This window comes from Kitasatospora sp. NPDC091276, from assembly GCF_040684355.1.
Lineage (GTDB): Bacteria > Actinomycetota > Actinomycetes > Streptomycetales > Streptomycetaceae > Kitasatospora.
On sequence record NZ_JBFBFU010000003.1, the window covers coordinates 171492 to 191734 of the forward strand.

General features: G+C 73.9%; 22 protein-coding genes. 12 read left to right on the top strand and 10 right to left on the bottom strand.

The window, feature by feature from the left end; all coding sequences use genetic code 11:
* Position 1: 1 nt before the first annotated feature.
* On the top strand, positions 2 to 1114 hold the full coding sequence (locus tag AB0O19_RS04720) for an NAD-dependent epimerase/dehydratase family protein (protein ID WP_363618043.1): 1113 nt from the start codon (positions 2 to 4) through the stop codon (positions 1112 to 1114).
* Between the two features lie 7 nt (positions 1115 to 1121).
* Positions 1122 to 2129, top strand: a complete 1008-nt coding sequence (locus tag AB0O19_RS04725) for a lysophospholipid acyltransferase family protein (protein ID WP_363587769.1) — start codon at positions 1122 to 1124, stop codon at positions 2127 to 2129.
* Positions 2130 to 2244: 115 nt separating this feature from the next.
* On the opposite strand, the gene AB0O19_RS04730 is transcribed toward AB0O19_RS04725, so the two are convergent.
* The 3 genes from AB0O19_RS04730 to AB0O19_RS04740 all read right to left on the bottom strand — a co-directional run bounded on the left by AB0O19_RS04730 (position 2245) and on the right by AB0O19_RS04740 (position 6303).
* Positions 2245 to 3567: a DUF5667 domain-containing protein gene (locus AB0O19_RS04730; protein ID WP_363617809.1), complete on the bottom strand. Its 1323-nt coding sequence runs from the start codon at positions 3565 to 3567 to the stop codon at positions 2245 to 2247.
* A 270-nt stretch (positions 3568 to 3837) separates the two neighbouring features.
* Positions 3838 to 4659, bottom strand: coding sequence for an ECF subfamily RNA polymerase sigma factor, BldN family (locus AB0O19_RS04735; protein WP_363587803.1), 822 nt, complete (start codon positions 4657 to 4659; stop codon positions 3838 to 3840).
* 570 nt (positions 4660 to 5229) lie between these two features.
* Positions 5230 to 6303, bottom strand: coding sequence for an HAD-IB family hydrolase (locus AB0O19_RS04740; RefSeq protein WP_363617811.1), 1074 nt, complete (start codon positions 6301 to 6303; stop codon positions 5230 to 5232).
* Between the two features lie 119 nt (positions 6304 to 6422).
* Between AB0O19_RS04740 and AB0O19_RS04745 the strand changes: the two genes are divergently transcribed.
* The 7 genes from AB0O19_RS04745 (at position 6423) to hemB (ending at position 13790) form a co-directional block, all read left to right on the top strand.
* Positions 6423 to 6707 (top strand): glutaredoxin family protein, encoded by a 285-nt coding sequence (locus AB0O19_RS04745; protein ID WP_350878435.1) that lies wholly within the window; start codon positions 6423 to 6425, stop codon positions 6705 to 6707.
* 162 nt (positions 6708 to 6869) lie between these two features.
* A complete protein-coding gene (locus tag AB0O19_RS04750) occupies positions 6870 to 7616 on the top strand; it encodes a 3'-5' exonuclease (protein ID WP_363617813.1) in 747 nt (248 codons plus the stop codon).
* Positions 7617 to 7723: 107 nt separating this feature from the next.
* Positions 7724 to 8611: a redox-sensing transcriptional repressor Rex gene (locus AB0O19_RS04755; RefSeq protein ID WP_363587805.1), complete on the top strand. Its 888-nt coding sequence runs from the start codon at positions 7724 to 7726 to the stop codon at positions 8609 to 8611.
* Positions 8612 to 8708: 97 nt separating this feature from the next.
* Positions 8709 to 10046 (top strand): glutamyl-tRNA reductase, encoded by a 1338-nt coding sequence (locus AB0O19_RS04760; protein ID WP_363617815.1) that lies wholly within the window; start codon positions 8709 to 8711, stop codon positions 10044 to 10046.
* 41 nt (positions 10047 to 10087) lie between these two features.
* The gene (hemC, locus tag AB0O19_RS04765; RefSeq protein WP_363617817.1) at positions 10088 to 11098 is read left to right on the top strand and encodes a hydroxymethylbilane synthase; all 1011 of its coding nucleotides are present in this window, start codon (positions 10088 to 10090) and stop codon (positions 11096 to 11098) included.
* On the top strand, positions 11095 to 12744 hold the full coding sequence (locus AB0O19_RS04770; protein WP_363617819.1) for a bifunctional uroporphyrinogen-III C-methyltransferase/uroporphyrinogen-III synthase: 1650 nt from the start codon (positions 11095 to 11097) through the stop codon (positions 12742 to 12744). Before hemC ends, AB0O19_RS04770 begins: the two co-directional genes overlap by 4 nt.
* Before the next feature lie 65 nt (positions 12745 to 12809).
* The gene (hemB, locus tag AB0O19_RS04775; protein ID WP_363587781.1) at positions 12810 to 13790 is read left to right on the top strand and encodes a porphobilinogen synthase; all 981 of its coding nucleotides are present in this window, start codon (positions 12810 to 12812) and stop codon (positions 13788 to 13790) included.
* A 101-nt stretch (positions 13791 to 13891) separates the two neighbouring features.
* Here hemB and AB0O19_RS04780 read toward each other — a convergent pair whose 3' ends face one another.
* From AB0O19_RS04780 to AB0O19_RS04790, 3 genes are all read right to left on the bottom strand, one after another.
* Positions 13892 to 14158 carry a hypothetical protein gene (locus AB0O19_RS04780; RefSeq protein ID WP_363617821.1) on the bottom strand — a complete coding sequence of 89 codons (267 nt, stop codon included), beginning with the start codon at positions 14156 to 14158 and terminating at the stop codon, positions 13892 to 13894.
* A 239-nt stretch (positions 14159 to 14397) separates the two neighbouring features.
* Positions 14398 to 14742 carry a rodlet layer protein gene (locus AB0O19_RS04785; protein WP_363587783.1) on the bottom strand — a complete coding sequence of 115 codons (345 nt, stop codon included), beginning with the start codon at positions 14740 to 14742 and terminating at the stop codon, positions 14398 to 14400.
* Positions 14743 to 14819: 77 nt separating this feature from the next.
* On the bottom strand, positions 14820 to 15164 hold the full coding sequence (locus tag AB0O19_RS04790) for a hypothetical protein (RefSeq protein ID WP_030232098.1): 345 nt from the start codon (positions 15162 to 15164) through the stop codon (positions 14820 to 14822).
* A 302-nt stretch (positions 15165 to 15466) separates the two neighbouring features.
* Between AB0O19_RS04790 and AB0O19_RS04795 the strand changes: the two genes are divergently transcribed.
* Positions 15467 to 16123, top strand: a complete 657-nt coding sequence (locus AB0O19_RS04795; protein ID WP_363617823.1) for a hypothetical protein — start codon at positions 15467 to 15469, stop codon at positions 16121 to 16123.
* Between the two features lie 79 nt (positions 16124 to 16202).
* Here the strand turns inward: AB0O19_RS04795 and AB0O19_RS04800 are convergent, their stop codons facing one another.
* The 4 genes from AB0O19_RS04800 to AB0O19_RS04815 form a co-directional block, all read right to left on the bottom strand.
* Positions 16203 to 16583 (bottom strand): hypothetical protein, encoded by a 381-nt coding sequence (locus AB0O19_RS04800; protein ID WP_363617825.1) that lies wholly within the window; start codon positions 16581 to 16583, stop codon positions 16203 to 16205.
* 118 nt (positions 16584 to 16701) lie between these two features.
* Positions 16702 to 16971 (bottom strand): chaplin, encoded by a 270-nt coding sequence (locus AB0O19_RS04805; RefSeq protein ID WP_363617827.1) that lies wholly within the window; start codon positions 16969 to 16971, stop codon positions 16702 to 16704.
* 105 nt (positions 16972 to 17076) lie between these two features.
* Complete coding sequence (locus AB0O19_RS04810) at positions 17077 to 17319, bottom strand: chaplin (protein WP_363587789.1); 243 nt, start codon at positions 17317 to 17319, stop codon at positions 17077 to 17079.
* Between the two features lie 235 nt (positions 17320 to 17554).
* A complete protein-coding gene (locus tag AB0O19_RS04815) occupies positions 17555 to 17806 on the bottom strand; it encodes a chaplin (RefSeq protein WP_350878448.1) in 252 nt (83 codons plus the stop codon).
* Positions 17807 to 18037: 231 nt separating this feature from the next.
* Here AB0O19_RS04815 and AB0O19_RS04820 point away from each other — a divergent pair, with 231 nt between their 5' ends.
* Both AB0O19_RS04820 and AB0O19_RS04825 read left to right on the top strand, forming a co-directional pair.
* Entirely contained in the window at positions 18038 to 18277 is a 240-nt protein-coding gene (locus AB0O19_RS04820; RefSeq protein WP_363587791.1) for a chaplin, read from the top strand.
* A gap of 233 nt (positions 18278 to 18510) precedes the next feature.
* Complete coding sequence (locus AB0O19_RS04825; protein ID WP_363587793.1) at positions 18511 to 20187, top strand: RICIN domain-containing protein; 1677 nt, start codon at positions 18511 to 18513, stop codon at positions 20185 to 20187.
* Positions 20188 to 20243: the final 56 nt, after the last annotated feature.

A 20243-nucleotide genomic window follows, 5' to 3' on the forward strand; every position in this document is an offset into this window, starting at 1 on the left:
CGTGGGCGTGGTCGTGCTCGTCACCGGCGTGGCACGCCATCTCGGTGCCCGCTTCGCCGCCGAGGTCCGCCGTCGTCCGGGTGTGGACCTGGTGGTCGGCGTGGACGTGCAGCCGCCCCGGCTGCCGGTCGAGGAGCCGGACGGACCGGCCGCCGAGTACCGCTTCCACCAGCTCGACCTGCGCCGCCCGGCGGTCTCCCGGGTGATCGCCGAGCACCGGGTCGACACCGTGGTCCACCTCAGCGTCAGCGCCACCGGCCTGGGCTCCACCAACCGCTCCGCGGTGAAGGAGTCCAACGTCATCGGCACCATGCAGCTGCTCGGCGCCTGCCAGAAGGCGCCCGGGGTGCGCCGGTTGGTGGTCAAGTCGACCACCGGCGTCTACGGCTCCGCGCCCCGCGACCCGGCGGTGTTCACCGAGCGCATCCAGCCGAAGAACCCGCCCGGCGGCGGCTTCGCCAAGGACGCGGCGGAGGTCGAGGGCTACGTCCGCGGCTTCGCCCGGCGCCGCCCGGACGTCGCGGTGACGGTCCTGCGCTTCGCCAACATCGTCGGCCCCGGCGCGGACACCCCGCTCAGCGAGTACTTCGCGCTGCCCGTGCTGCCGACCGTCCTCGGCTACGACCCCCGGCTCCAGTTCGTGCACGAGGACGACGCCGTCGCGGTGCTCTGCCGGGCCGCCGCCGAGGCCGAGCCGGGCACCGTCAACACCGGGACCTTCAACGTGGCCGGGGAGGGCGTCCTGCTGCTCTCCCAGTGCGCCCGCCGGCTCGGCCGGCCGACCGTGCCGCTGCTGCTGCCCGCCGTCAGCTGGATGGCCGGGCTGGCCCGGCAGACCCGGCTGCTGGACGTCTCGCCGGAGCAGCTGCGGCTGCTCACCCACGGCCGGGTGGTGGACACCGCGCGACTGCGCGAGACGCTCGGCTACCGCCCGGCGTTCACCACCCCGGAGGCCTTCGCCGACTTCGCCGCCGCGCAGGGGCCCGGCCTGCTGCCGCCCGAGCGGCTGGCCGCCGTCACCGACCGGCTGGCCGCCCTGCTCGGCCCGGTGCGGGCCCCGGCCGCCGGCGTCCCCACCGTCCGTACCGACCGCCCCCGCCGACCCAGGAGCTGAACCCGCGATGAGTGCCGCAGCCGAGAACGCGCCGGGCGAGGCCAGGGTCATCCCGATCGAGTCCGCCCCCAGCTGGACCTCGCCCGACGACCCCGGGCCCGCCGACCGGCTCGCCGACGCCGTCGGCGGGGCGTTGTCCGGGCAGCTCGGTTCGGCGGCCACCCGGCTGTTCGGCAAGGGCTGGGAGGGCCGGGCCGCGGACGGGCTGGCCTTCCTGCGCCGCCGGATCACCGGCGACTACGAGGTGGACGAGTTCGGCTTCGACCGGGAGCTCACCGAGGAGGTGCTGCTCGCCCTGCTGCGCCCGCTGGCCGAGAAGTACTTCCGGATCGAGGTCCAGGGCGTCGAGAACATCCCGGCCGAGGGCGGCGCGCTGATCGTCGCCAACCACTCCGGGACGATCCCGCTGGACGCCCTGATGACCCAGGTCGCCATCCACGACCACCACCCGCACCACCGGCACCTGCGGATGCTCGCCGCCGACCTGGTGTTCGTGCTGCCGGGCGTCAACGAGCTGGCCCGCAAGGCCGGCCACACGCTGGCCTGCAACGAGGACGCCCAGGCGCTGCTGGAGCGCGGCGAGGTGGTCGGGGTCTGGCCGGAGGGCTTCAAGGGCATCGGCAAGCCGTTCGCCGAGCGGTACAAGCTCCAGCGCTTCGGGCGCGGCGGCTTCGTCTCCTCGGCGCTGCGGGCGAAGGTGCCGATCGTGCCGTGCTCGATCGTCGGCGCCGAGGAGACCTACCCGATGATCGGCAACGTGAAGACGCTGGCCCGGCTGCTGGGCCTGCCGTACGTGCCGATCACGCCGACCTTCCCGTGGCTGGGGCCGCTGGGCGTGCTGCCGCTGCCGACCAAGTGGACCATCCGGTTCGGGGAGCCGATCGCCACCGACGGGTACCCGGCGGAGGCGGCGGACGATCCGATGCTGGTCTTCGACCTGGCGGACGAGGTGCGCGAGACGATCCAGCACACGCTCTACAAGCTGCTGGTGCAGCGGCGGTCGGTGTTCTTCTAGGGTTCCCGCGTAGGGTTCCCGCGCCCCCTGGGGGCCTTCCGTGGCCTCCGAGACACGGCCGAGGGCCCCGGCGATCCCTGGAACTCCAGAGATCGCCGGGGCCCTGCGCCGTCGGTCAGCCGCCGAGGAGCCGCAGCCCGGGCAGCAGGCCCGGGATCAGCGGGGGCACCTCGACGCCCTGCGGCTGGCTGGTGGCCGGGGCGCTGGGCGTGCCGGAGGGCGGCTGCGGTGCCTGCGGCGGGGCCGGGGCGGCGCTCGGCGAGGTCCTGCCGCCGGTGAGCCCGCTGGTGAGGTCCCCGACGAGCCCGTTGACGGCGTCCGGCGCGCTGCTGGGCAGGGTGCTCGGCAGGCCGCCGCCCTTGGCGCCGGTGCCGCCGGGCGTGCTGGCACCGGTGCTGGCGGGGGCCCGCTCGGTGCCGCCGGGGCGGTTGTTGCCGCCGCTGGTCGCGCCGGTGGCCCCGCCCTGGGCCGGGCCGTCGCCGGGCGCGGGGCCGGAGCCGTTCGCCGGGGCGTCGGCGGGGGCGCCGCCGGTGGCCGGTCCGGCCGTGTCGCCGCCCGCTCCGGTGCCGGCCGGGCCACCGCTCTTGGCGGCGGGCTGGGCCAGGCGCAGGGGCGCGACGTCCTCGCTTATGTCGTCGAAGAGCTGGTCGACCAGGTGGGCCTGCTGGGTGAGCTGGACGGGCAGCTGGCCCGCCAGTTCGGTCCAGCGGCCGTCCTCGCCCTGGGCGAAGCCGGCCAGGGCGCGCATCGGGCCGAGCGAGCCGTTGCTGCGGTAGACCGAGCGGAGCAGCTCGCGGCCCTTGATGGCGTCGGCGTGCATGTCGTCCAGCGCGCGGCGGACCCGTTCGACGGTGCCCGGGCTGAGCCCGGTGGCCGGGCCGGGGTGGCCGACCAGGGTCTTGGCCTCGCCGAGCCTGGTGGCGGCGTTGTCGAGCAGCAGTTCGCCGCGTTCGGAGTCGGTGTCCGCCAGGTCGAGCCTGAGCCCTTCGAGGCCGCGCTTCATGCCGTACAGCGTGTCCCCGGGGAGGGCGTTGGAGCTGGCGGCGGCGGCGCCGGCGAGGCTGCCGACGGCCAGTCCGGCGACCAGCCCGCCGATCGCGAACCGGCGGCTCCAGCGGCCGCGCGGCGCCGTCCGGATGGCCCGGTGCCGGCGTTGGCGGGGCACCGTGGCGCCCGGTCCGCCGGCGAAGGCCTGCTCGAACGCGGCCATCAGCTGGGCGCGTTGGACGGTCCGTACCTCCGGGTCCAGCGCCGGTCCGGGCATCGCGCCCAGTGCGTCGGTCAGGCCGACCAGTTGGGCCATCGCGACCGGACCGGCGCCGGTGGCAGCGGTGTTCGCCGATTCGGCGTCCGCTGCGCCGCGCTGCTCCGCCCGGTGGGCCTCCAGCGCCTCGGCGAAGGCCTTCGCCCGTCGGTGCTCCAGCACGTTTGCCGTCACGGGCCACACCTCCCTTCGTCGTTGTCGACACCCCGGCCTGCCGGACGGTTGCCTCGGCGGGCCAAAGCCACTCCATCGGGTGACAGGTCGCAATTCGGCTTGACCGTACGCCTGGTGGGGACTTGCACGCTGGCCAACGAGTGGTGCGGGCGGTGGGTTACGCACGGCTGATCATCGGATCGACCGTTCACCCGGACGTGTCGGTCGGGTGCGGACGGTGACGGCCCGTCGGGCCGCCCGCCGGCTATGCCGCCCCCGGTCACCGCGGCCTCACCGGGCGTCCGGCGGCAGCAGTCGGGCCAGGGTGCGGACGGCGCGGTACTGGAGGGTCTTGATGGCACCCTCGTTCTTGCCCATGATCCGTGCGGTCTCGGCCACCGAGAGCCCCTGGAGGAAGCGGAGCGTCACGCACTCCTGCTGCTGCGGGTTGAGCCGGTGCACCGCGTCCAGCAGGGCGGCGTTGGAGAGCGACTCCAGCACCGACTCCTCCGGGCTGCGCTCGCACTCGTTGGAGTCGAGCATCTCGCCGGTGGTCACCTCCAGCCGGAAGCGGCTGGACTTGAAGTGGTCGGCGACCAGGTTGCGGGCGATGGTCACCAGCCAGGCGCCGAAGTCCCGGCCCTGCCAGGTGAAGGTGCCGATCCGGCGCAGCGCGCGCAGGAACGTCTCGCTGGTGAGGTCCTCGGCGGTGGCCCGGCTGCCGACCCGGTAGTAGATGTAGCGGTAGACGGTGTCCGAGTAGTGGTCGTAGAGCCGGCCGAAGGCCTCGCTCTCGCCGGCCTGGGCCCGCTCGACCAGCTCCATGATCGGGTTGTGCTCGGTCTCGTAGCCGGGGCTCGGCGCGGTCCGGGCGCGGCCGCGGCCGACGCCGGTGCTGCCGGTGCGGCCGCGCGAGCCGGTGCCGGTGGAGCCGGCGGCGGTGGTGCGCAGCGCCAGGCCGGAGCCGTGCGGGTGGCCGAACGGGGCCCCGGCGGGGACGAGTTGGGGCGAGGCGGCGAGCTGGCTGCGGAGCAGGTTGCGCAGCAGGTCCAGGCCGGTGGAGATCTGCCGGTCGGCGACGGGGCGGCCGCGGAGGCCGGTGCGGGGGCGCAGGGGCGCGGACGACGGGCGGGAGGGTGCAGGCGCGTCGTTCCGGACGGGTGGGTACACGGGACTCCCAGAGGCAGAACTGTGGACGGATCACCTCCGCCTGCGCGGAGAGCACTCCCGCGCCGCCCGTTCGAGCGGGGCGCGTGGGTGACGTGCATCCAGGAGAGAATAACGCTTTGTGCAATGACAGCTACACCGTGTGGTCGAAGTGGTCGTTTGGGATCCATTTATCGCGCATATTCGGCTGACACTGACCGGACCTGTCATCGTTCATCCGGCCCAACGTGACCGTTCGGGCGCCCAGGGTGACCAATTCGGCGGTCAGGCCGGTGGTTTCCCAGTCTTGAGGCCCGGCAACCCCCGACTTTCCCGGTCTGGCGAACGATCAGAACCAGTCACCGGGTGACAGGTTCGTTCATTGGGCCGGAAAGCCGTACCGGAAACGGGAGTTCGCCCGTACGAGGGGCCAGGTCAGAGGCCTGGTTGACGGTCGGTCACCCGCGTGGAGAGGCCGTGGGGAGGCCGCGGGCAGGCCTGTCGGCTGGGGGCGCGACCGGGGGTGGCGGAAGCCCGTCAGGCGCAGCGGCGGCGGCGGTTCAGGGCCACCCCGGCGGCCGCCGCACCCGCGAGCACCCCGAGCGCGGCCGCGGCCGGCAGCCCCACCCGGGCCGCCTTCCGGCCGGTCCGGAAGTCCCGCACCCGCCAGCCCTGGGCCCGGGCGTGGCGGCGCAGCGCGCCGTCCGGGTTCACCACGTACGGGTGGCCGACCAGCGAGAGCATCGGGATGTCGTTGGCCGAGTCGCTGTACGCGGCGCAGCGGTCGAGGTCCAGCCGCTCGTGCCGGGCCAGCGCGTGCACCGCGGCCGCCTTGGCCGGGCCGTGCAGCAGCTCGCCGACCAGCCGGCCGGTGTACCGGCCGCCGTCGGCCTCGGCGACGGTGCCCAGGGCGCCGGTCATGCCGAGCCGGCGGGCGATCACCCGGGCCACCTCCAGCGGGGCGGCGGTGACCAGCCAGACCCGCTGGCCGGCGTCCAGGTGCATCTGGACCAGGGCGCGGGTGCCGGGCCAGATCTTGTCGGCCACGACCTGCTCGAAGACCTCCTCGCAGATCGCCTCCAGGTCGGCGGTGCTCTTCCCGGCGACCAGGCCGAGCGCGGTGTGCTGGGCGTCCGAGATGTGCTCCGGGTCCTCGGCGCCGTTCAGCCGGAACCAGGCCTGCTGCCAGGCGAACCGGGCGATGTCGCGGCGGGTGAGGAAGCCGCGCCGGTAGAGGCCGACCCCGAGGTAGAAGATCGCGGCCCCGCGCAGGATGGTGTTGTCGCAGTCGAAGAACGCGGCGGCGCGCGGGTCGCCCGGCTCGGGGGTGTGGTTCTCGGCCGGGGCCTTGGGCGCCTTGCCGGGCCTGCCCGCGGCAGGCGCGGCGCTCCCGGAGCTCTCGGCGCTCCCGGCGGGCCCGGCGGCGACCTCGGCCGGAGCGGTGCTCCCGACGGGCGCGGTGCTCTCCGCGGTGCCCTCCGCGGGGGCGGTGGCCGGCTCCGGCTCGGCCTGCAGCGCAGCTGCCGCCGCCTCGGCGGCGGCCTCGCCCGCCAGGGCGCTCCGCTCGGTGGTGGAACGCTTCGCCTGGGTGAGCCTTCGGAGCACGGCCATGTCATCGAGCATAGCCAGCCGGGCGCGCGACGGCCGTGACGGCGGCGTGCCCGCGCGGTGAACACCGGGCGGTCCCGGGCCCCGGCGGGGCGGTCGCCGGGCGGGCGGACAATGGCCGGGTGAGCCCACTGCTGCGACGTGACAAGAGCCCGAAGCCCGCGCCGGCCGACCGCACCGTGACCCTGGTCGGCAAGCCCGGCTGCCATCTGTGCGACGACGCCCGGGAGGTGATCGTCCGGGTGACGGGCGAGCTGGGCGCGACCTTCGAGGAGAAGGACATCACCCAGGACGAGGAGTTGTACCGGCGCTACTGGGAGCAGATCCCGGTGACCCTGATCGACGGGCGCCAGCACGACTTCTGGCGGGTCGACGAGCGCCGCCTGCGCGCCGCCCTCGGCGGCTGACCGCTCCCGCGCACCGCCGCTGCCGCCCCGCCACTCGGCGGGGGCGGTTCGCCGAATCGTTGTCAAAGACACCCCGGTCCGGCTTGGGCCGGGGCCGGTTGGTCGGCTTACGATCGAACGCGTTTGAGCCCGAGGGGGGCTGAGCACGCGAGGAGTGCCGCCATGCTTCCCGGCCCGACCCCTGGGACGCCCGAAGCCCCGCCGGGCGCCAGGGGCTTCGCCGTGGTGGACGTGGAGGCGACCGGCCGCAGCCCGTGGCGGCACCGGGTGGTCGAGATCGCGGTGGTCCTGCTGGACGAGCGGCTGCGCCCGGAGACGGAGTTCGCCACCCTGCTCGACCCGCTGGGCCCGGTCGGTCCGACCCACGTGCACCGGATACACCAGGCGGACGTCGAGGGCGCCCCGCGTTTCCGGGAGATCGCCCCGCGGCTGCTGGAGCTGCTGGCCGGCCGGGTGCTGGTGGGTCACCACGTCAGCTGCGACCACGGATTCCTGGATCGCGAGTTCGCCCGGATCGGGGTCGCGCTGCCGCCCGTGCCGCTGCTGTGCACGATGCGGCTGGCCCGCGCCCACCTGCCGCAGGCCCGCGGCCACGGCCTGGCGGCCTGCGTGGAGGCGGCGGGCCTGGGCTGGTACCCGGCGCACACGGCGCTGGGTGACGCCCGGGTGACCGCCGAGCTGCTGCGGCACTGCGTCGGCGTCCCGTCCTGCCCGCCGGACGACTGGGCGGGCCCGCTGCGCGAGGCGGCCCGGGTGCCCTGGCCGCGGCTGGGCCGGGCCCGCTCCCGCCCGTCCGGCACGCCCGTCCCGCTGGTGCGCCGGGAGGCGCCGTACGGCCCGTGGCTGCCCGGGGTGCCCGCCCCGGCCGTCCTCCCGGCGGAGCGCGGTGCTATGGGCTCGACGGCGTGATGCGCATCACTGTGTGGGGACAAAACGGACACCATCTTTGTGCACACGTTCACAAACGCATAGCCTGGCTGCCAAAGCCCAGCTTCACCCACAGGAGCACCGTGGCAATCGGCCGATCACCACAGAGCAGTTCGCAGACGCCCGACCAGGGCGCCGCGCGCCGACCCTCGCGTGCCCGGGGCATCCCGGAGGCGACCGTCGCCCGCCTCCCCCTCTACCTGCGCGCGCTCACCGCGCTCTCCGAGCGTTCGGTGCCGACGGTCTCCTCCGAGGAGCTGGCCGCCGCCGCCGGCGTGAACTCGGCGAAGCTGCGCAAGGACTTCTCCTACCTGGGCTCCTACGGCACCCGCGGCGTCGGCTACGACGTCGAGTACCTCGTCTACCAGATCTCCCGCGAGCTGGGCCTGACCCAGGACTGGCCGGTCGTCATCGTCGGCATCGGGAACCTCGGCCACGCCCTCGCCAACTACGGCGGCTTCGCCTCCCGCGGTTTCCGGGTGGCCGCCCTGCTGGACGCCGACCCGAACGTGGTCGGCGGCAGCGCGGCCGGCCTGCCGGTGCGGCACATGGACGAGCTGGAGTCGATCGTCGAGAGCCAGCACGTCTCGATCGGTGTGATCACCACCCCGCCCGGCGCCGCCCAGCAGGTCTGCGACCGGCTGGTGGAGGCCGGCGTCACCAGCATCCTCAACTTCGCCCCGACCGTGCTGACCGTCCCGGACGGCGTGGACGTGCGCAAGGTCGACCTCTCCATCGAGCTGCAGATCCTGGCCTTCCACGAGCAGCGCAAGGCCGGCGAGGAGCCGGACCGCACCGAGTCGGTGCTGGACCGCGCCCCGGGCCCGGTCCGGGCGGCGGCGGCCAAGCTGCGCCGCGCGGCGGGCGGCAGCGGCAAGGGCCGCGGCACCGCCGAGACCGCGGCCAAGGACCAGGCCGAGCAGGGCCAGTCCGGCAAGGGCGGGGAGGGCGATCTCCCCGCGGTGATGCCCGCATGAGCGAGCGAGTCAGCCGCAGGACGCAGGTCGTGCGAAGCGCCCGCCGAGCGGTGCGGGGCGGCATGAGTACGGACAACCGTGGGACCTGGGGGCGGGCGTGAGTCTTCTCGTCGTTGGACTGAGCCATCGCACGGCGCCGGTCGGCGTGCTGGAGCGCGCCGCGCTGACCGGTGAGGTGCCGACCCGGCTGCTGCACGACGCGGCCGCCACCGCGACCGTCGCCGAGGCCGCGCTGCTCAACACCTGCAACCGGATCGAGCTGTACGCGGACGTGGACAAGTTCCACGCCGGCGTCGCCGAGCTGTCGCTGCTGCTCGCCCATCACAGCGGGGTGGACCTGGAGGAGCTGACCTCCCACCTCTACGTCCACTACGAGGACCGCGCCGTCCACCACCTGTTCTCGGTGGCCTGCGGCCTCGACTCGATGGTGGTCGGCGAGGGCCAGATCCTCGGCCAGCTGCGCGACGCGCTGGCCACCGCGCAGGAGGAGCACACCGCGGGGCGCGGCCTGAACGAGCTGTTCCAGCAGGCGCTGCGGGTCGGCAAGCGGGCGCACAGCGAGACCGGCATCGACAAGGCCGGACAGTCGCTGGTGACCTTCGGCCTGGAGCAGGTCGCGGCGGGCGCTGGCGAGATCGCCGGCAAGCGGGCGCTGGTGGTCGGCGCGGGCTCGATGAGCTCGCTGGCCGCCGCCACCCTGGTCCGCTCCGGCGTCACCGACGTGCTGATCGCCAACCGGACGCCGGCCCGCGCCGAGCGCCTGGTCGAGATCCTCGGCTCCGGCGTGGCCCGCACCCTGGACCTGGCCAAGGTGCCGGAGGCGCTGGCCGACGTCGACCTGGTGATCTCCTGCACCGGCGCGGCCGGCGTGGTGGTCAAGGCCGGGGACGTGGCCGCCGCGGTCGCCGCCCGCACCGCCGACCAGCCGCTCGCCCTGCTCGACCTGGCCATGCCGCGCGACGTCGACCACGCCGTGCACGAGCTGCCCGGCGCCCTGCTGGTGGACCTGGAGAGCCTCTCCCACGCGCACGCCGCCACCCCCGGCGCCGGTGACGTGGACCAGGTCGGCCGGATCGTCGCCGACGAGGTGGCCGCCTTCGGCGCCGCCCAGCGGGCCGCCCGGATCGCGCCGACCGTGGTCGCGCTGCGGGCGATGGCCTCCGGCGTGGTCTCCGCCGAGCTGGGCCGGCTGGACTCCCGGCTGCCCGACCTGGACGAGCGCTCCCGCGCGGAGATCACCCAGACCGTCCGCCGCGTCGTCGACAAGCTGCTGCACGCCCCGACCGTCCGGGTGAAGCAGTTGGCCGCCGAGCCCGGCGGCGCCTCCTACGCGGACGCGCTGCGCGAGTTGTTCGACCTCGACCCGGCGGCCGTGCACGCCGTGTCGGGCACACCCGTCAGCGGCCCCCAGCCCTCGGGCGGGGGCGCCAGATGAACCGTCAGCCATCCCACGAGTACCACCGGGACGATCACCTCATGAATGGTCAACCGATCACGGAGCAGATTCCGGCCGCCACCGCGACCCTGCGGCTCGGCACCCGGCGCAGCGCGCTCGCCATGGCCCAGTCGGGCATGGTGGCCCGCGAGGTCACCCGGGTCACCGGGCGCCCCGTCGAGCTGGTCGAGATCACCACCTACGGCGACACCTCCCGGGAGGCGCTGGCGCAGATCGGCGGCACCGGCGTGTTCGTCTCCGCCCTGCGGGACGCGCTGCTGGAGGGCCGGATCGACTTCGCCGTGCACTCGCTCAAGGACCTGCCCACCGCCGCCCCGGAGGGCCTGGCGCTGGCCGCCGTCCCCGAGCGCGAGGACGCCCGGGACGCCCTGGTCGCCGCCGAGGGCCTGACCCTGGACGAACTGGTGGAGAAGCTGGCCGGCGCCGGCCGCCCGGCCCGGATCGGCACCGGCTCGCCGCGCCGGATGGCCCAGCTGAACGCCTGGGCCACCGCCCGCGGCGCCGCGCTGGAGACCGTCGCGATCCGCGGCAACGTGGACACCCGGATCGGCTACGTGACCAGCGGCGAGCTGGACGCGGTGGTGCTGGCCACGGCCGGCCTCAACCGGCTCGGCCGCAGCGCCGAGATCTCCCAGCACCTCGACCCGGAGCTGATGGTCCCGGCCCCCGGCCAGGGCGCGCTCGCGATCGAGTGCACCAGCGCCGACACCGACCTGACCGCCGCGCTCGCCGCCCTGGACCACGCCCCCACGAGGGTCGCCGTGGTCGCCGAGCGGGCCCTGCTGGCCACCCTGGAGGCCGGCTGCTCGGCTCCGGTGGCCGCGCTGGCCACCTGGGTCCGACCGAACGAACTGCGGCTGGAGGGCGTGGTCGGCGACCCCGACGGCGCCGCCCTGCTGAAGATGTCCGCCAACGGTCCGATCGTCCTCGACGAGACCGCCGAGCAGCACGCGACGGCCCTCGGCCGCGCGCTGGCCGCCCGGCTGCTCGACGCGGGCGCGGCCACCCTGATGGGGGAGCGAGCCCGATGAGCCCCACCGCCGCCACCGAAACCCCGTTCCCGGGCGGCCAGTCCGCCACCGGACGGTGCACCTTCCTGGGCGCGGGCCCCGGGGACCCGGGGCTGCTGACCCTGCGCGCGGTCGAGGTGCTGTCCTCGGCCGACATCCTGGTCGCCGACCCGCTGACCGCGGTGGCCGTGCGCACCCACTGCCCGGCCGGTGTGCAGGTGCACACCCCGGCCGCCGAGGGCGCGGACTTCGACCTGGCCCGGCTGGTCGCCGAGGCCGTGCGGGCCGGCAAGCACGTGGTCCGCACCGTCGACGGTGACCCGGGCCTGGACGGCTGCGCCGCCGAGGAGATGCTCAGCTGCGCCGGCGACGGCATCCCCTTCGAGGTGATCCCGGGCGTCGCCCAGTCGGTCGGCGTCCCGGCGTACGCGGGCGTCCCGCTGCGCGGCGCGGCCGGCACCGACGTGCGCTTCGTGGACGGCACCGCGCTGCTGGCCGGCAGCCCGGTGGACCTGGGCGCGCCGGAGACCACCCTGGTGGTCCGGACGACCCTGGGCCAGCTGCCGGCCACCGCGGGCGCCCTGGTCGCCAACGGCCGCAAGCCGGAGTCGGCGCTGAGTGCCACGCTCTCCGGCACCACCACCCGCCAGCGGACCTTCACCTCCACCCTGTCCGCCATCGCCGCCGACCTGAAGGCCGCCCGGGTGCTGCCCTCGCCGGTCTCCGCCCCGGTGGACCCGGCGACCTCGGTGATAGCCGTGGTGGGAGAGCAGGTCGCCCACCGGTCCTCGCACTCGTGGTTCGAGACCAAGCCGCTGTTCGGCTGGAACGTGCTCGTGCCGCGCACCAAGGAGCAGGCCACCGGCCTGTCCGAGCAACTGCGCTCGTACGGCGCGGTGCCGCAGGAGGTGCCGACCATCGCGGTCGAGCCGCCGCGCACCCCGCAGCAGATGGAGCGGGCCATCAAGGGCCTGGTCACCGGCCGCTACGAGTGGATCGCCTTCACCTCGGTGAACGCGGTCCGGGCGGTCCGGGAGAAGTTCGAGGAGTACGGCCTGGACGCCCGCGCGTTCGCCGGGATCAAGGTCGCGGCGGTCGGCGAGACCACCGCGCAGGCCCTGGTGGACTTCGGCGTGAAGCCGGACCTGGTGCCCTCCGGCGAGCAGTCCGCGGCCGGCCTGCTGGAGGACTGGCCGCCGTACGACCCGGTGTTCGACCCGATCGACCGGGTCCTGCTGCCGCGCGCCGACATCGCCACCGAGACCCTGGTGGCCGGCCTGGTCGAGCTGGGCTGGGAGGTCGACGACGTGACGGCGTACCGGACGGTGCGCGCCTCGCCGCCGCCGGCCGAGACCCGCGAGGCGATCAAGGGCGGCGGCTTCGACGCGGTGCTCTTCACCTCGTCCTCGACCGTGCGGAACCTGGTCGGCATCGCGGGCAAGCCGCACAACGTCACGGTCATCGCCTGCATCGGCCCGGCCACCGCCAAGACCGCCGAGGAGCACGGCCTGCGGGTCGACGTGATGGCCCCGGCGCCGTCGGCGGCCGCGCTGGCCCAGGCGCTGGCAGACTTCGGGGCCAGGCGCCGCGACACCGCCACGGCCGCCGGCGAGCCGGTCTACCGGCCCAGCGAGCGCCGTCCGGGTTCGCGCCGCAAGGCCCGCTGACCCTCGGGACCGGGGGCGGCGATCCGTCGCCCCCGGCACTGCACAACCGTTCGGAGAGAGAAGCCGTGTCCGCTGAATTCCCGTACGTACGCCCGCGCCGGCTGCGCCAGAGCCCGGCGATGCGCCGCCTGGTCGCCGAGACCCGGCTGCACCCGGCGGAGCTGATCCTGCCGCTGTTCGTCCGCGAGGGCGTCAGCGAGCCCGTCCCGGTCACCTCCATGCCGGGCGTGGTCCAGCACACCCGGGACACCCTGCGCAAGGCCGCGGTGGAGGCGGCCGAGGCGGGCCTGGGCGGCCTGATGCTGTTCGGCGTGCCGGCCGTGCAGGACGCCACCGGCAGCGAGGGCACCAACCCGGACGGCATCCTCCAGCAGGCGATCCGCGACGTGGTCGCCGAGGTCGGCGACGCCCTGGTGGTCATGTCCGACCTCTGCCTGGACGAGTACACCGACCACGGCCACTGCGGCGTGCTGGCCGCCGACGGCAGCGTGGACAACGACGCCACCCTGGAGCGCTACGCCGAGATGGCCCGGGTGCAGGCGGACGCGGGCGTCCACCTGGTCGGCCCGTCCGGCATGATGGACGGCCAGATCGGCGTGATCCGGCGGGCGTTGGACGAGGCCGGGCACCAGGACGTGGGCATCCTCGCCTACACCGCCAAGTACGCCTCGGCGTTCTTCGGGCCGTTCCGCGAGGCGGTCGGCTCCTCGCTCAAGGGCGACCGCAAGAGCTACCAGCAGGACCCGGCCAACGCCCGTGAGGCGCTGCGCGAGCTGGAGCAGGACCTCGCCGAGGGCGCCGACCTGGTGATGGTCAAGCCGGCCATGGCCTACCTGGACATCCTGCGCCAGGTCGCCGACGCCTCCCCGGTGCCGGTCGCCGCGTACCAGGTGTCCGGCGAGTACGCGATGGTCGAGGCGGCCGCGGCGAACGGCTGGATCGACCGGGAGCGGATGATCATGGAGACGCTCACCTCGATCCGCCGCGCCGGCGCCGAGCAGATCCTCACCTACTGGGCGGTCGAGGCCGCCGCGATGCTCAAGTAGTCGGCGGTCACTCGCCCGCTCGCCTCGGGCTCGCTCGGGGCGGTGCGGGCAACGAGAAGGCCGGGCCGCTCCCCGTGGGGGGCGGCCCGGCCTTCCGGGTTCTACTTCCAGCCGTTGGTGTGTGCGAAGCCCTCGCCGCCGCCGATCACGTCGGTGGAGGTGGCGGCGCCGCCGCCGAAGCCGCCGGCGATGACGTCGCTGGTGTGGCCGACGCCGAAGCCGGCACCGGCCACGAACGGCTGGTCGCCCGAGGCGACGAACTCGCCGCCGCCCGCGAAGCCGACGTGCGCGAACGCCGGGGTGGCGGCACCCGCGAGCGCCAGCGCGGCGGTGGCGGTCAGTGCGGCCTTGGCCAGCTTGCTCTTCATGGAAATGCCCTCTCTTTCGGAGCGCCCCGGCGGGCGCTGCCTCTGACACGTGATCACATCCGGCCGTTCGGGTCGGCACCCCACGCGCCGGTCCGAACGTCCGCTCACCCGGCCGGTCCGCGCCTGTTCGGCGGCGGTCGGCCGGACACCTCGCCCGTGGCGCCTCGAGCGCCCGTAGCGCCCGGAGGGCCCGGGGAGACGTACCTCCCCGGGCCCTCCGTCCGTGCCGTGCCCCTTGATCAGCCGATCAGGTGCGAAACGCCCGCGTCGCCCGAGGACTGGGTGTTCTGGCCGACGTTGCAGATCTGCTTCGGGGTGCTGTTCAGGATCGGCACCTCGACCGGAACCGCGACGCCGACCACGGCGACGGCGATGTTGTGGACCTCCGGCAGGCAGATGTTCGCGTTGTCCAGGGTGTGGAAGTTCGGGCTGCCGTTGCCGTGGGTGCCGGTCTGGTTGGTGCCGCCGTTGCCCTGGACGGAGGTGGCGGCGCCGTCCGAGTCGACGATGGCGGAGGCCGAGCCGGCGGACATCGCGATGGCGGCGGCGGCCAGGCCGGCGGCGGCGAGGGACTTCTTGATCATTTCCGGTTTTCCTCTCGAGGGGTGAATCGGGGAGCGATTCGAAGGGTGGTTCAGGGGAGTGCAGCTGGGGGGAACGGTCAGCCGATCAGGTGGGACACGCCCGCGTCGCCGTGGCTCTGGGTGCCCTGGCCCTGGGTGCAGTACTGCTTGCCACCGCTGTTGGCGATCGGGACCTCGACCGGGACGGCCACGCCGAGCACGCCCACCGCGATGTTGTGGATCTCGGGGAGGCAGACGTTCGCGTTGTCCAGGAAGTGGAAGTTCGGGCTGTTGTTCCCGACCGTGCCGGTGAAGTTGGTGCCGCCGTTGCCCTCGATGGAGGCTGCGGCGCCGTCCGCGTCACCGATCGCCGAGGCGGGCGCGGCGGCGGCGGCCAGCGCGGCGACGGCCAGGCCGGCGGCGGCGAAGGACTTCTGGATCATGGGGAGATCCCTCTCTGAAATGCTCTTGGTTTCCGTGCGTACAACGCGTAGAACGCTCAGACCCGGTCTGCAGTCACTGACGTCCAGATCAAAGAATGACGGCACGGAAGGTTACGGGGATTTTTGAAAAGAGTCCGGGAGGCGCGTCGAAGAGTGGTTTCCGGTCGGATTATTAGGCCGAACCGGTTAACCGCCGCAATCCGTACTCACGGTCACTCGTTGAGGCAGATTGCTTTCGGGCTGCGCCCCGCAGCCCCTCCCTTCAGGGATCTCCAGTACGGACAGGCAGAACGGTGAAAAGCATGAAGTTCTCCAAGCGGGCCGGCGCGATGCTGTTGGCGGTCGGTGCGGGCATGCTCGCCTCCCAGGGAGCGGCCAGTGCCGCCCCGGTCAGCCCCGACCAGGTCGGTGCCCTGGAGGACAAGCTGGCCACCCAGCAGGTCCCGGCGGACGTGCCGCTCACCCCGCTCGGCAGCCGCGTCACGGCCGGCATCCCGACCTCGCTGCTCCTGCCGCCGGCGCCCGGCCGCACCACCAGCACCGAGCTCATCCCGGACCGGCTGGTCCCCGAGCTGCAGACCGGGAAGGTCGGCCCGAGCGCCAAGGCCCAGTTGCCGCTCCCGCTGGTCGACCAGGGCGCCGACCTCGGCCAGGTGCTGCTGGAGGCCCCGGCCGCGCCGCTGCACGCCGACACCCCCGGCCTCGCCGTCGGCAAGCCGCTCGCCCTCGTCCAGGACGGCACCGGCCAGCTGGCCGACGGCCGGCTCAAGGTGGGCGAGGTGGACCCGCGACTGGTCACCGGCACGGTGCAGGCCGTCCCGGGTGCCACTGCCAGCCTCGGCGACGACGACCACCCGATCTCGGTCACCGACAAGGTGGGCGACCTGGCCGCGACCACCACCGCGACCACCACCGGCGTGGTGCAGCAGACCGGCCTGACCGACCTGACCCAGCTCTGAGCCCAGCGGCTCCGGGCACGGTGGAGCCCGGCACCCCGGACGCGACCGGGGTGCCGGGCTCCCGCCTGCGCCGGGCGGCTCAGCCCGGCAGCACGCCGGTCAGCCCACCGACCAGCGGGAGGTCCCGGATGCCGCCGCCCGCGCTCAGCGGGCCGGTCAGCCCGCCGGTGCCGACCGGGGCCAGGCCCTGGTCGGGCTTGACGGTCGCGCCGTTGTTGAGCACGTCGGCCGAGGAGTTCGCCCACGGGTCCAGGCGCAGGTCCTTGACCGGCGCGAGCCCGTAACCGAGGCCGGAGGTCGTCCCGTTCAGCGCCTGACCGACATCGGTCTTCGCCAGCTTGGCCGGGCCCGACGCGGGGGCCGAATCGGTCGTGGTGGCGGCCTGCGCCGAGCCGGCGCCGAGCAGCACCGTGGCGCCGACGGCGACGACCAGGCAGGCCCCGCTCTTCTTCGAAACCATGCGGATCACCCTTCGGTGGATCGGGGGCCGGACGGCCACCGGCCGCCCGGGGATGCCGAACTGCCCCCCGGCCGGCTGGTCGGGGGGCAGTACGGCCGGAACGGGTGCCGATCGGGGATCAGCAGTCGTCCGCGGGCGGCGGGGGGAGCTCCACGTTGGCGCAGCTGTTGCCGAACGCCGGGTTCAGCAGGCCGACGATGTTGATGGAGTTGCCGCACAGGTTGACCGGGATGTGCACCGGGATCTGGACCTGGTTGCCGGAGACGACACCGGGGGAGCCGGCGGCCACGCCCTCGGCGCCGGAGCTGGCGGCGGCGGACCCGGCCGCGCCGAGCACCAGGCCGACAGCGGCGGCGGACAGGACGGCGGCCTTCTTCACGTTCTGCATGGGGGTTGATCTCCTCGATCACACACGGGTGGAGCGTGCCGCGCCCCGGCGTCGCGGGGCGCGGCACTCGGTGAATCAGCTGTCGCCGGTGCGGCGACGGCCGGTTCAGCCGGCGTTGACGCAGGTGTTGCCGAACGCCGGGTTGAGCAGGCCGATGACGTTGATGGAGTTGCCGCACAGGTTGATCGGGACGTGCACCGGGATCTGGATCTGGTTGCCGGAGAGCACGCCGGGGGAGCCGGCGGCCACGCCCTCGGCGCCGGAGCTGGCGAACGCACCGCCGGCGGCACCGAGGACCAGACCGGTGGCGGCCAGGGACAGGACGGCGGCCTTCTTGAAGTTGCGCATGTCTTTCCTCCGTTTTCTGCCCGACGGATGGGAAATGTCGGGAGCCGGGCGAGCACGAATACTCACCCGCTGGCTTCTGGGGATTGCCGTGATTGTCACTCCGGCGGCGCACACCGGCGTGTTTCGCCCATGGCTCGGGCGTCGACGCGGCCGCCGCGTTGTTCCAGCACCTCGCGAACAATTCCCGCACGGCCGGGAGCGGTTCGGGCGGAGGTGCGACCAGGGGAATTCCCGGTCAGGCGCTGAGGCAGTTATTGCCGAACGCCGGGTTCAGGAGGCCCACCACGTCGATCGAGTTGCCGCACACGTTGAGCGGAATGTGCACGGGCACCTCCACCGAGTTGCCCGAGACCACGCCGGCCGAGCCGGCCGCGACACCCTCGGCGGACGCGCCGTGCAGGTGGTGGGCGGACGCGACGCCGGCGCCGGCGGCGAGCAGGGCGGCGCCGGCCGCGGTGCCGACGACGCCGTGGGCGAGCTTGCGCATGGGCGGTACTCGATTCGTGTGAAGGGGGCCGGGTGGATCGTGTTCCGCCAGAGAGAACGAGGCACCGCGCGAGGGGAAACGGTCCGGTCCGCTGATCACCCGAATGCCGGTCGCCGTCCCCGTTGGGCCGGATGGGTGACAGTGCGTCCACTGTCGCAACCGGCCCGGGTGGGTGTCGTTCTTGATGTCGCACTCCCCGTGCATCTCTGTATGAACAGTCAGGAGGCTCGTATGAGCATCAAGAAGACCGCCGCCGTCGGCGCGGCCGTGGTGGGCATCGTGGCCGCCGGCGCCGGCACCGCGATGGCCAGCTCCGGCGCCGAGGGTGTCGCCGCGGGTTCCCCCGGTGTCATCTCGGGCAACCAGGTTCAGGTTCCGGTTCACGTGCCGGTCAACCTGTGCGGCAACACCATCGACATCATCGGCCTGCTGAACCCGGCGTTCGGCAACCACTGCGCCAACCTGGGCTGATCCTGCTCCCGGTTCGGCCGGTACGAGCCGCCGTTCCGCGCTTCCCTCCTGGGGCGCGGGGCGGCGGCTCTGCGCATGTCCGGGGGCGTGTCGGGGCGTCAGGTTCCGGCGGTGTCACAAGCCTTGTTGCGTTACTTGTCAGTACCTAGAATATGAGACCTGCTCACCTTTCTTGCTCCGCGCCGCTCGGCGCCCGGCCGGGCGGCCCCCCACCCCCCCGCAAGGAGTCGCGTGTGATCAGGTCCCGACTGACAGCGGCGCGGCGGCCCCGGACGGTGGCGCGCCGCTCCCCGTACGGCGCGCTGCTCGCCACCGGCGCCCTCGTCGCCGCCCTCGGCCTGGCCGGCGCCCCCGCCGCCCTCGCCGACCCGGCCCCCGCGGCCGGCGCCACCCGCCCGGCCGCCATCGTCGCCCTGGGCGACAGCGCCATCTCCGGGGAGGGCGCCGGCACCGACACCAACGACGGCTACTTCCCGGAGACCGACAGCCCCACCAACTACTGCCACCGGCACCCCAAGTCGGAGATCTTCGTCACCGACATCCCCGGGGTCACCCCGATCGACCTCGCCTGCTCCGGCGCCCAGACCGGCGACCTGGTCAGCGACCCCGAACTCGCCAAGGTCACCGGCTCCGGCAGCGGCGACTTCGGCGAGCCCAAACAGGACGTCAAACTCGCCGACGCGGCGGGCAGGTACGACGTGAAGATGGTCGTCGTCACGATCGGCGCCAACGACGACTTCGACTTCAGCGGGATCATGATGCACTGCCTCGCGCAGTACTTCCCGATCCCCAAGGACCAGGGCTGCCGCGACACCATCGGCAGCGACGAGATCGTCCAGCGCGCCAAGCGGGTCCAGCCCAAGGTCGTCGCGGCGCTCCAGAACATCCGGCAGACCATGCGGAAGGCGGGCTACGCCGACTCCTCGTACCAGCTGGTCTACCAGTCGTACTTCAATCCGATCACCCCGGACATCCGGCGCAACGACTACCTCGGCAAGGTCGCCGACGGCTGCCCGGCCTTCCCCGAGGACCTGGCCTGGGGCCACAACTGGGTGGTGCCGACCTTCAGCGACGCGCTGCGCGGCGCCGCCGAGCAGGTGCCCGGCGTGCGCTACCTCGACCAGCGGCGGGTCGCCTTCGGCCACGAGGTCTGCGCGGAGTGGACCAGTTCCCCGTACGAGTACAGCAACGGGGACGTCATCAACCTCGCCGAGTGGGCCCGCAACGGCTGCGACTCGCAGATCGGCATCCCCGGGCTGTGCATGAACATGGTCCGCCAGTCGTACCACCTGAGGGTGGCCGGCTACCGAGGCGAGGGCGTCTGCCTCGGCCAGTTCTTCGCCAAGCCCGAACTGGCGCAGGCCTACTGCACGCTCAACCAGCAGAACACCACCTCCATCCAGCCGCTCACCCCCGGGCAGCCGTTCGCGGACGTCCCCGAGGACGGCTCCTGGTACCAGCTCACCAACGCGGCCAGCGGCAACGCGCTCGACCTCACCGGCGGCGGCACCTACGGCGACTCCACCAACGGCCGGGCGGCCATCACCTATCCGGCCACCGGCGGGCTCAACCAGTCCTTCGTCCTGGAGGCCAAGGCCGGCGGCAGCTACGAGCTCGACTTCAGCGGCAACCGGGACATGTGCCTGGACGCCAACGCCGCCTCCACCGCCGCCGGCACCCGCATCCAGCAGTGGCGTTGCAACGGCGGCGGCAACCAGCACTGGGTCCTCAAGCCGGCCGGCGGCGGCCGCTACAAGATCGCCGACTCCCAGGACCCGACCAAGGTGATCGCCCCCGGCACCACCCTCGACGCCAAGGGCAACCCCGCCGTCGAACTCGCCACCGACACCGGCGCCGCGACCCAGCTCTGGCAGCTCACCAAACTCGGCATCGTCTACCTCCACGGCTGATCCCGGGCACCCCCGTGGCGGGGGGGGGCGCCCCCCCCGCGCGGGGGGGGGGCCCC

Coding starts and splice junctions, on each gene's coding strand:
- AB0O19_RS04750 (WP_363617813.1), top strand. CDS start 6,870: ATGCTTCCCGGCCCGACCCCTGGGACGCCCGAAGCCCCGCCGGGCGCC.
- AB0O19_RS04795 (WP_363617823.1), top strand. CDS start 15,467: ATGAAGTTCTCCAAGCGGGCCGGCGCGATGCTGTTGGCGGTCGGTGCG.
- AB0O19_RS04770 (WP_363617819.1), top strand. CDS start 11,095: ATGAGCCCCACCGCCGCCACCGAAACCCCGTTCCCGGGCGGCCAGTCC.
- AB0O19_RS04780 (WP_363617821.1), bottom strand. CDS start 14,158: ATGAAGAGCAAGCTGGCCAAGGCCGCACTGACCGCCACCGCCGCGCTG.
- hemC (WP_363617817.1), top strand. CDS start 10,088: ATGAATGGTCAACCGATCACGGAGCAGATTCCGGCCGCCACCGCGACC.
- AB0O19_RS04725 (WP_363587769.1), top strand. CDS start 1,122: ATGAGTGCCGCAGCCGAGAACGCGCCGGGCGAGGCCAGGGTCATCCCG.
- AB0O19_RS04790 (WP_030232098.1), bottom strand. CDS start 15,164: ATGATCCAGAAGTCCTTCGCCGCCGCCGGCCTGGCCGTCGCCGCGCTG.
- AB0O19_RS04810 (WP_363587789.1), bottom strand. CDS start 17,319: ATGCGCAACTTCAAGAAGGCCGCCGTCCTGTCCCTGGCCGCCACCGGT.
- AB0O19_RS04815 (WP_350878448.1), bottom strand. CDS start 17,806: ATGCGCAAGCTCGCCCACGGCGTCGTCGGCACCGCGGCCGGCGCCGCC.
- AB0O19_RS04785 (WP_363587783.1), bottom strand. CDS start 14,742: ATGATCAAGAAGTCCCTCGCCGCCGCCGGCCTGGCCGCCGCCGCCATC.
- AB0O19_RS04820 (WP_363587791.1), top strand. CDS start 18,038: ATGAGCATCAAGAAGACCGCCGCCGTCGGCGCGGCCGTGGTGGGCATC.
- AB0O19_RS04805 (WP_363617827.1), bottom strand. CDS start 16,971: ATGCAGAACGTGAAGAAGGCCGCCGTCCTGTCCGCCGCCGCTGTCGGC.
- AB0O19_RS04800 (WP_363617825.1), bottom strand. CDS start 16,583: ATGGTTTCGAAGAAGAGCGGGGCCTGCCTGGTCGTCGCCGTCGGCGCC.
- AB0O19_RS04740 (WP_363617811.1), bottom strand. CDS start 6,303: ATGGCCGTGCTCCGAAGGCTCACCCAGGCGAAGCGTTCCACCACCGAG.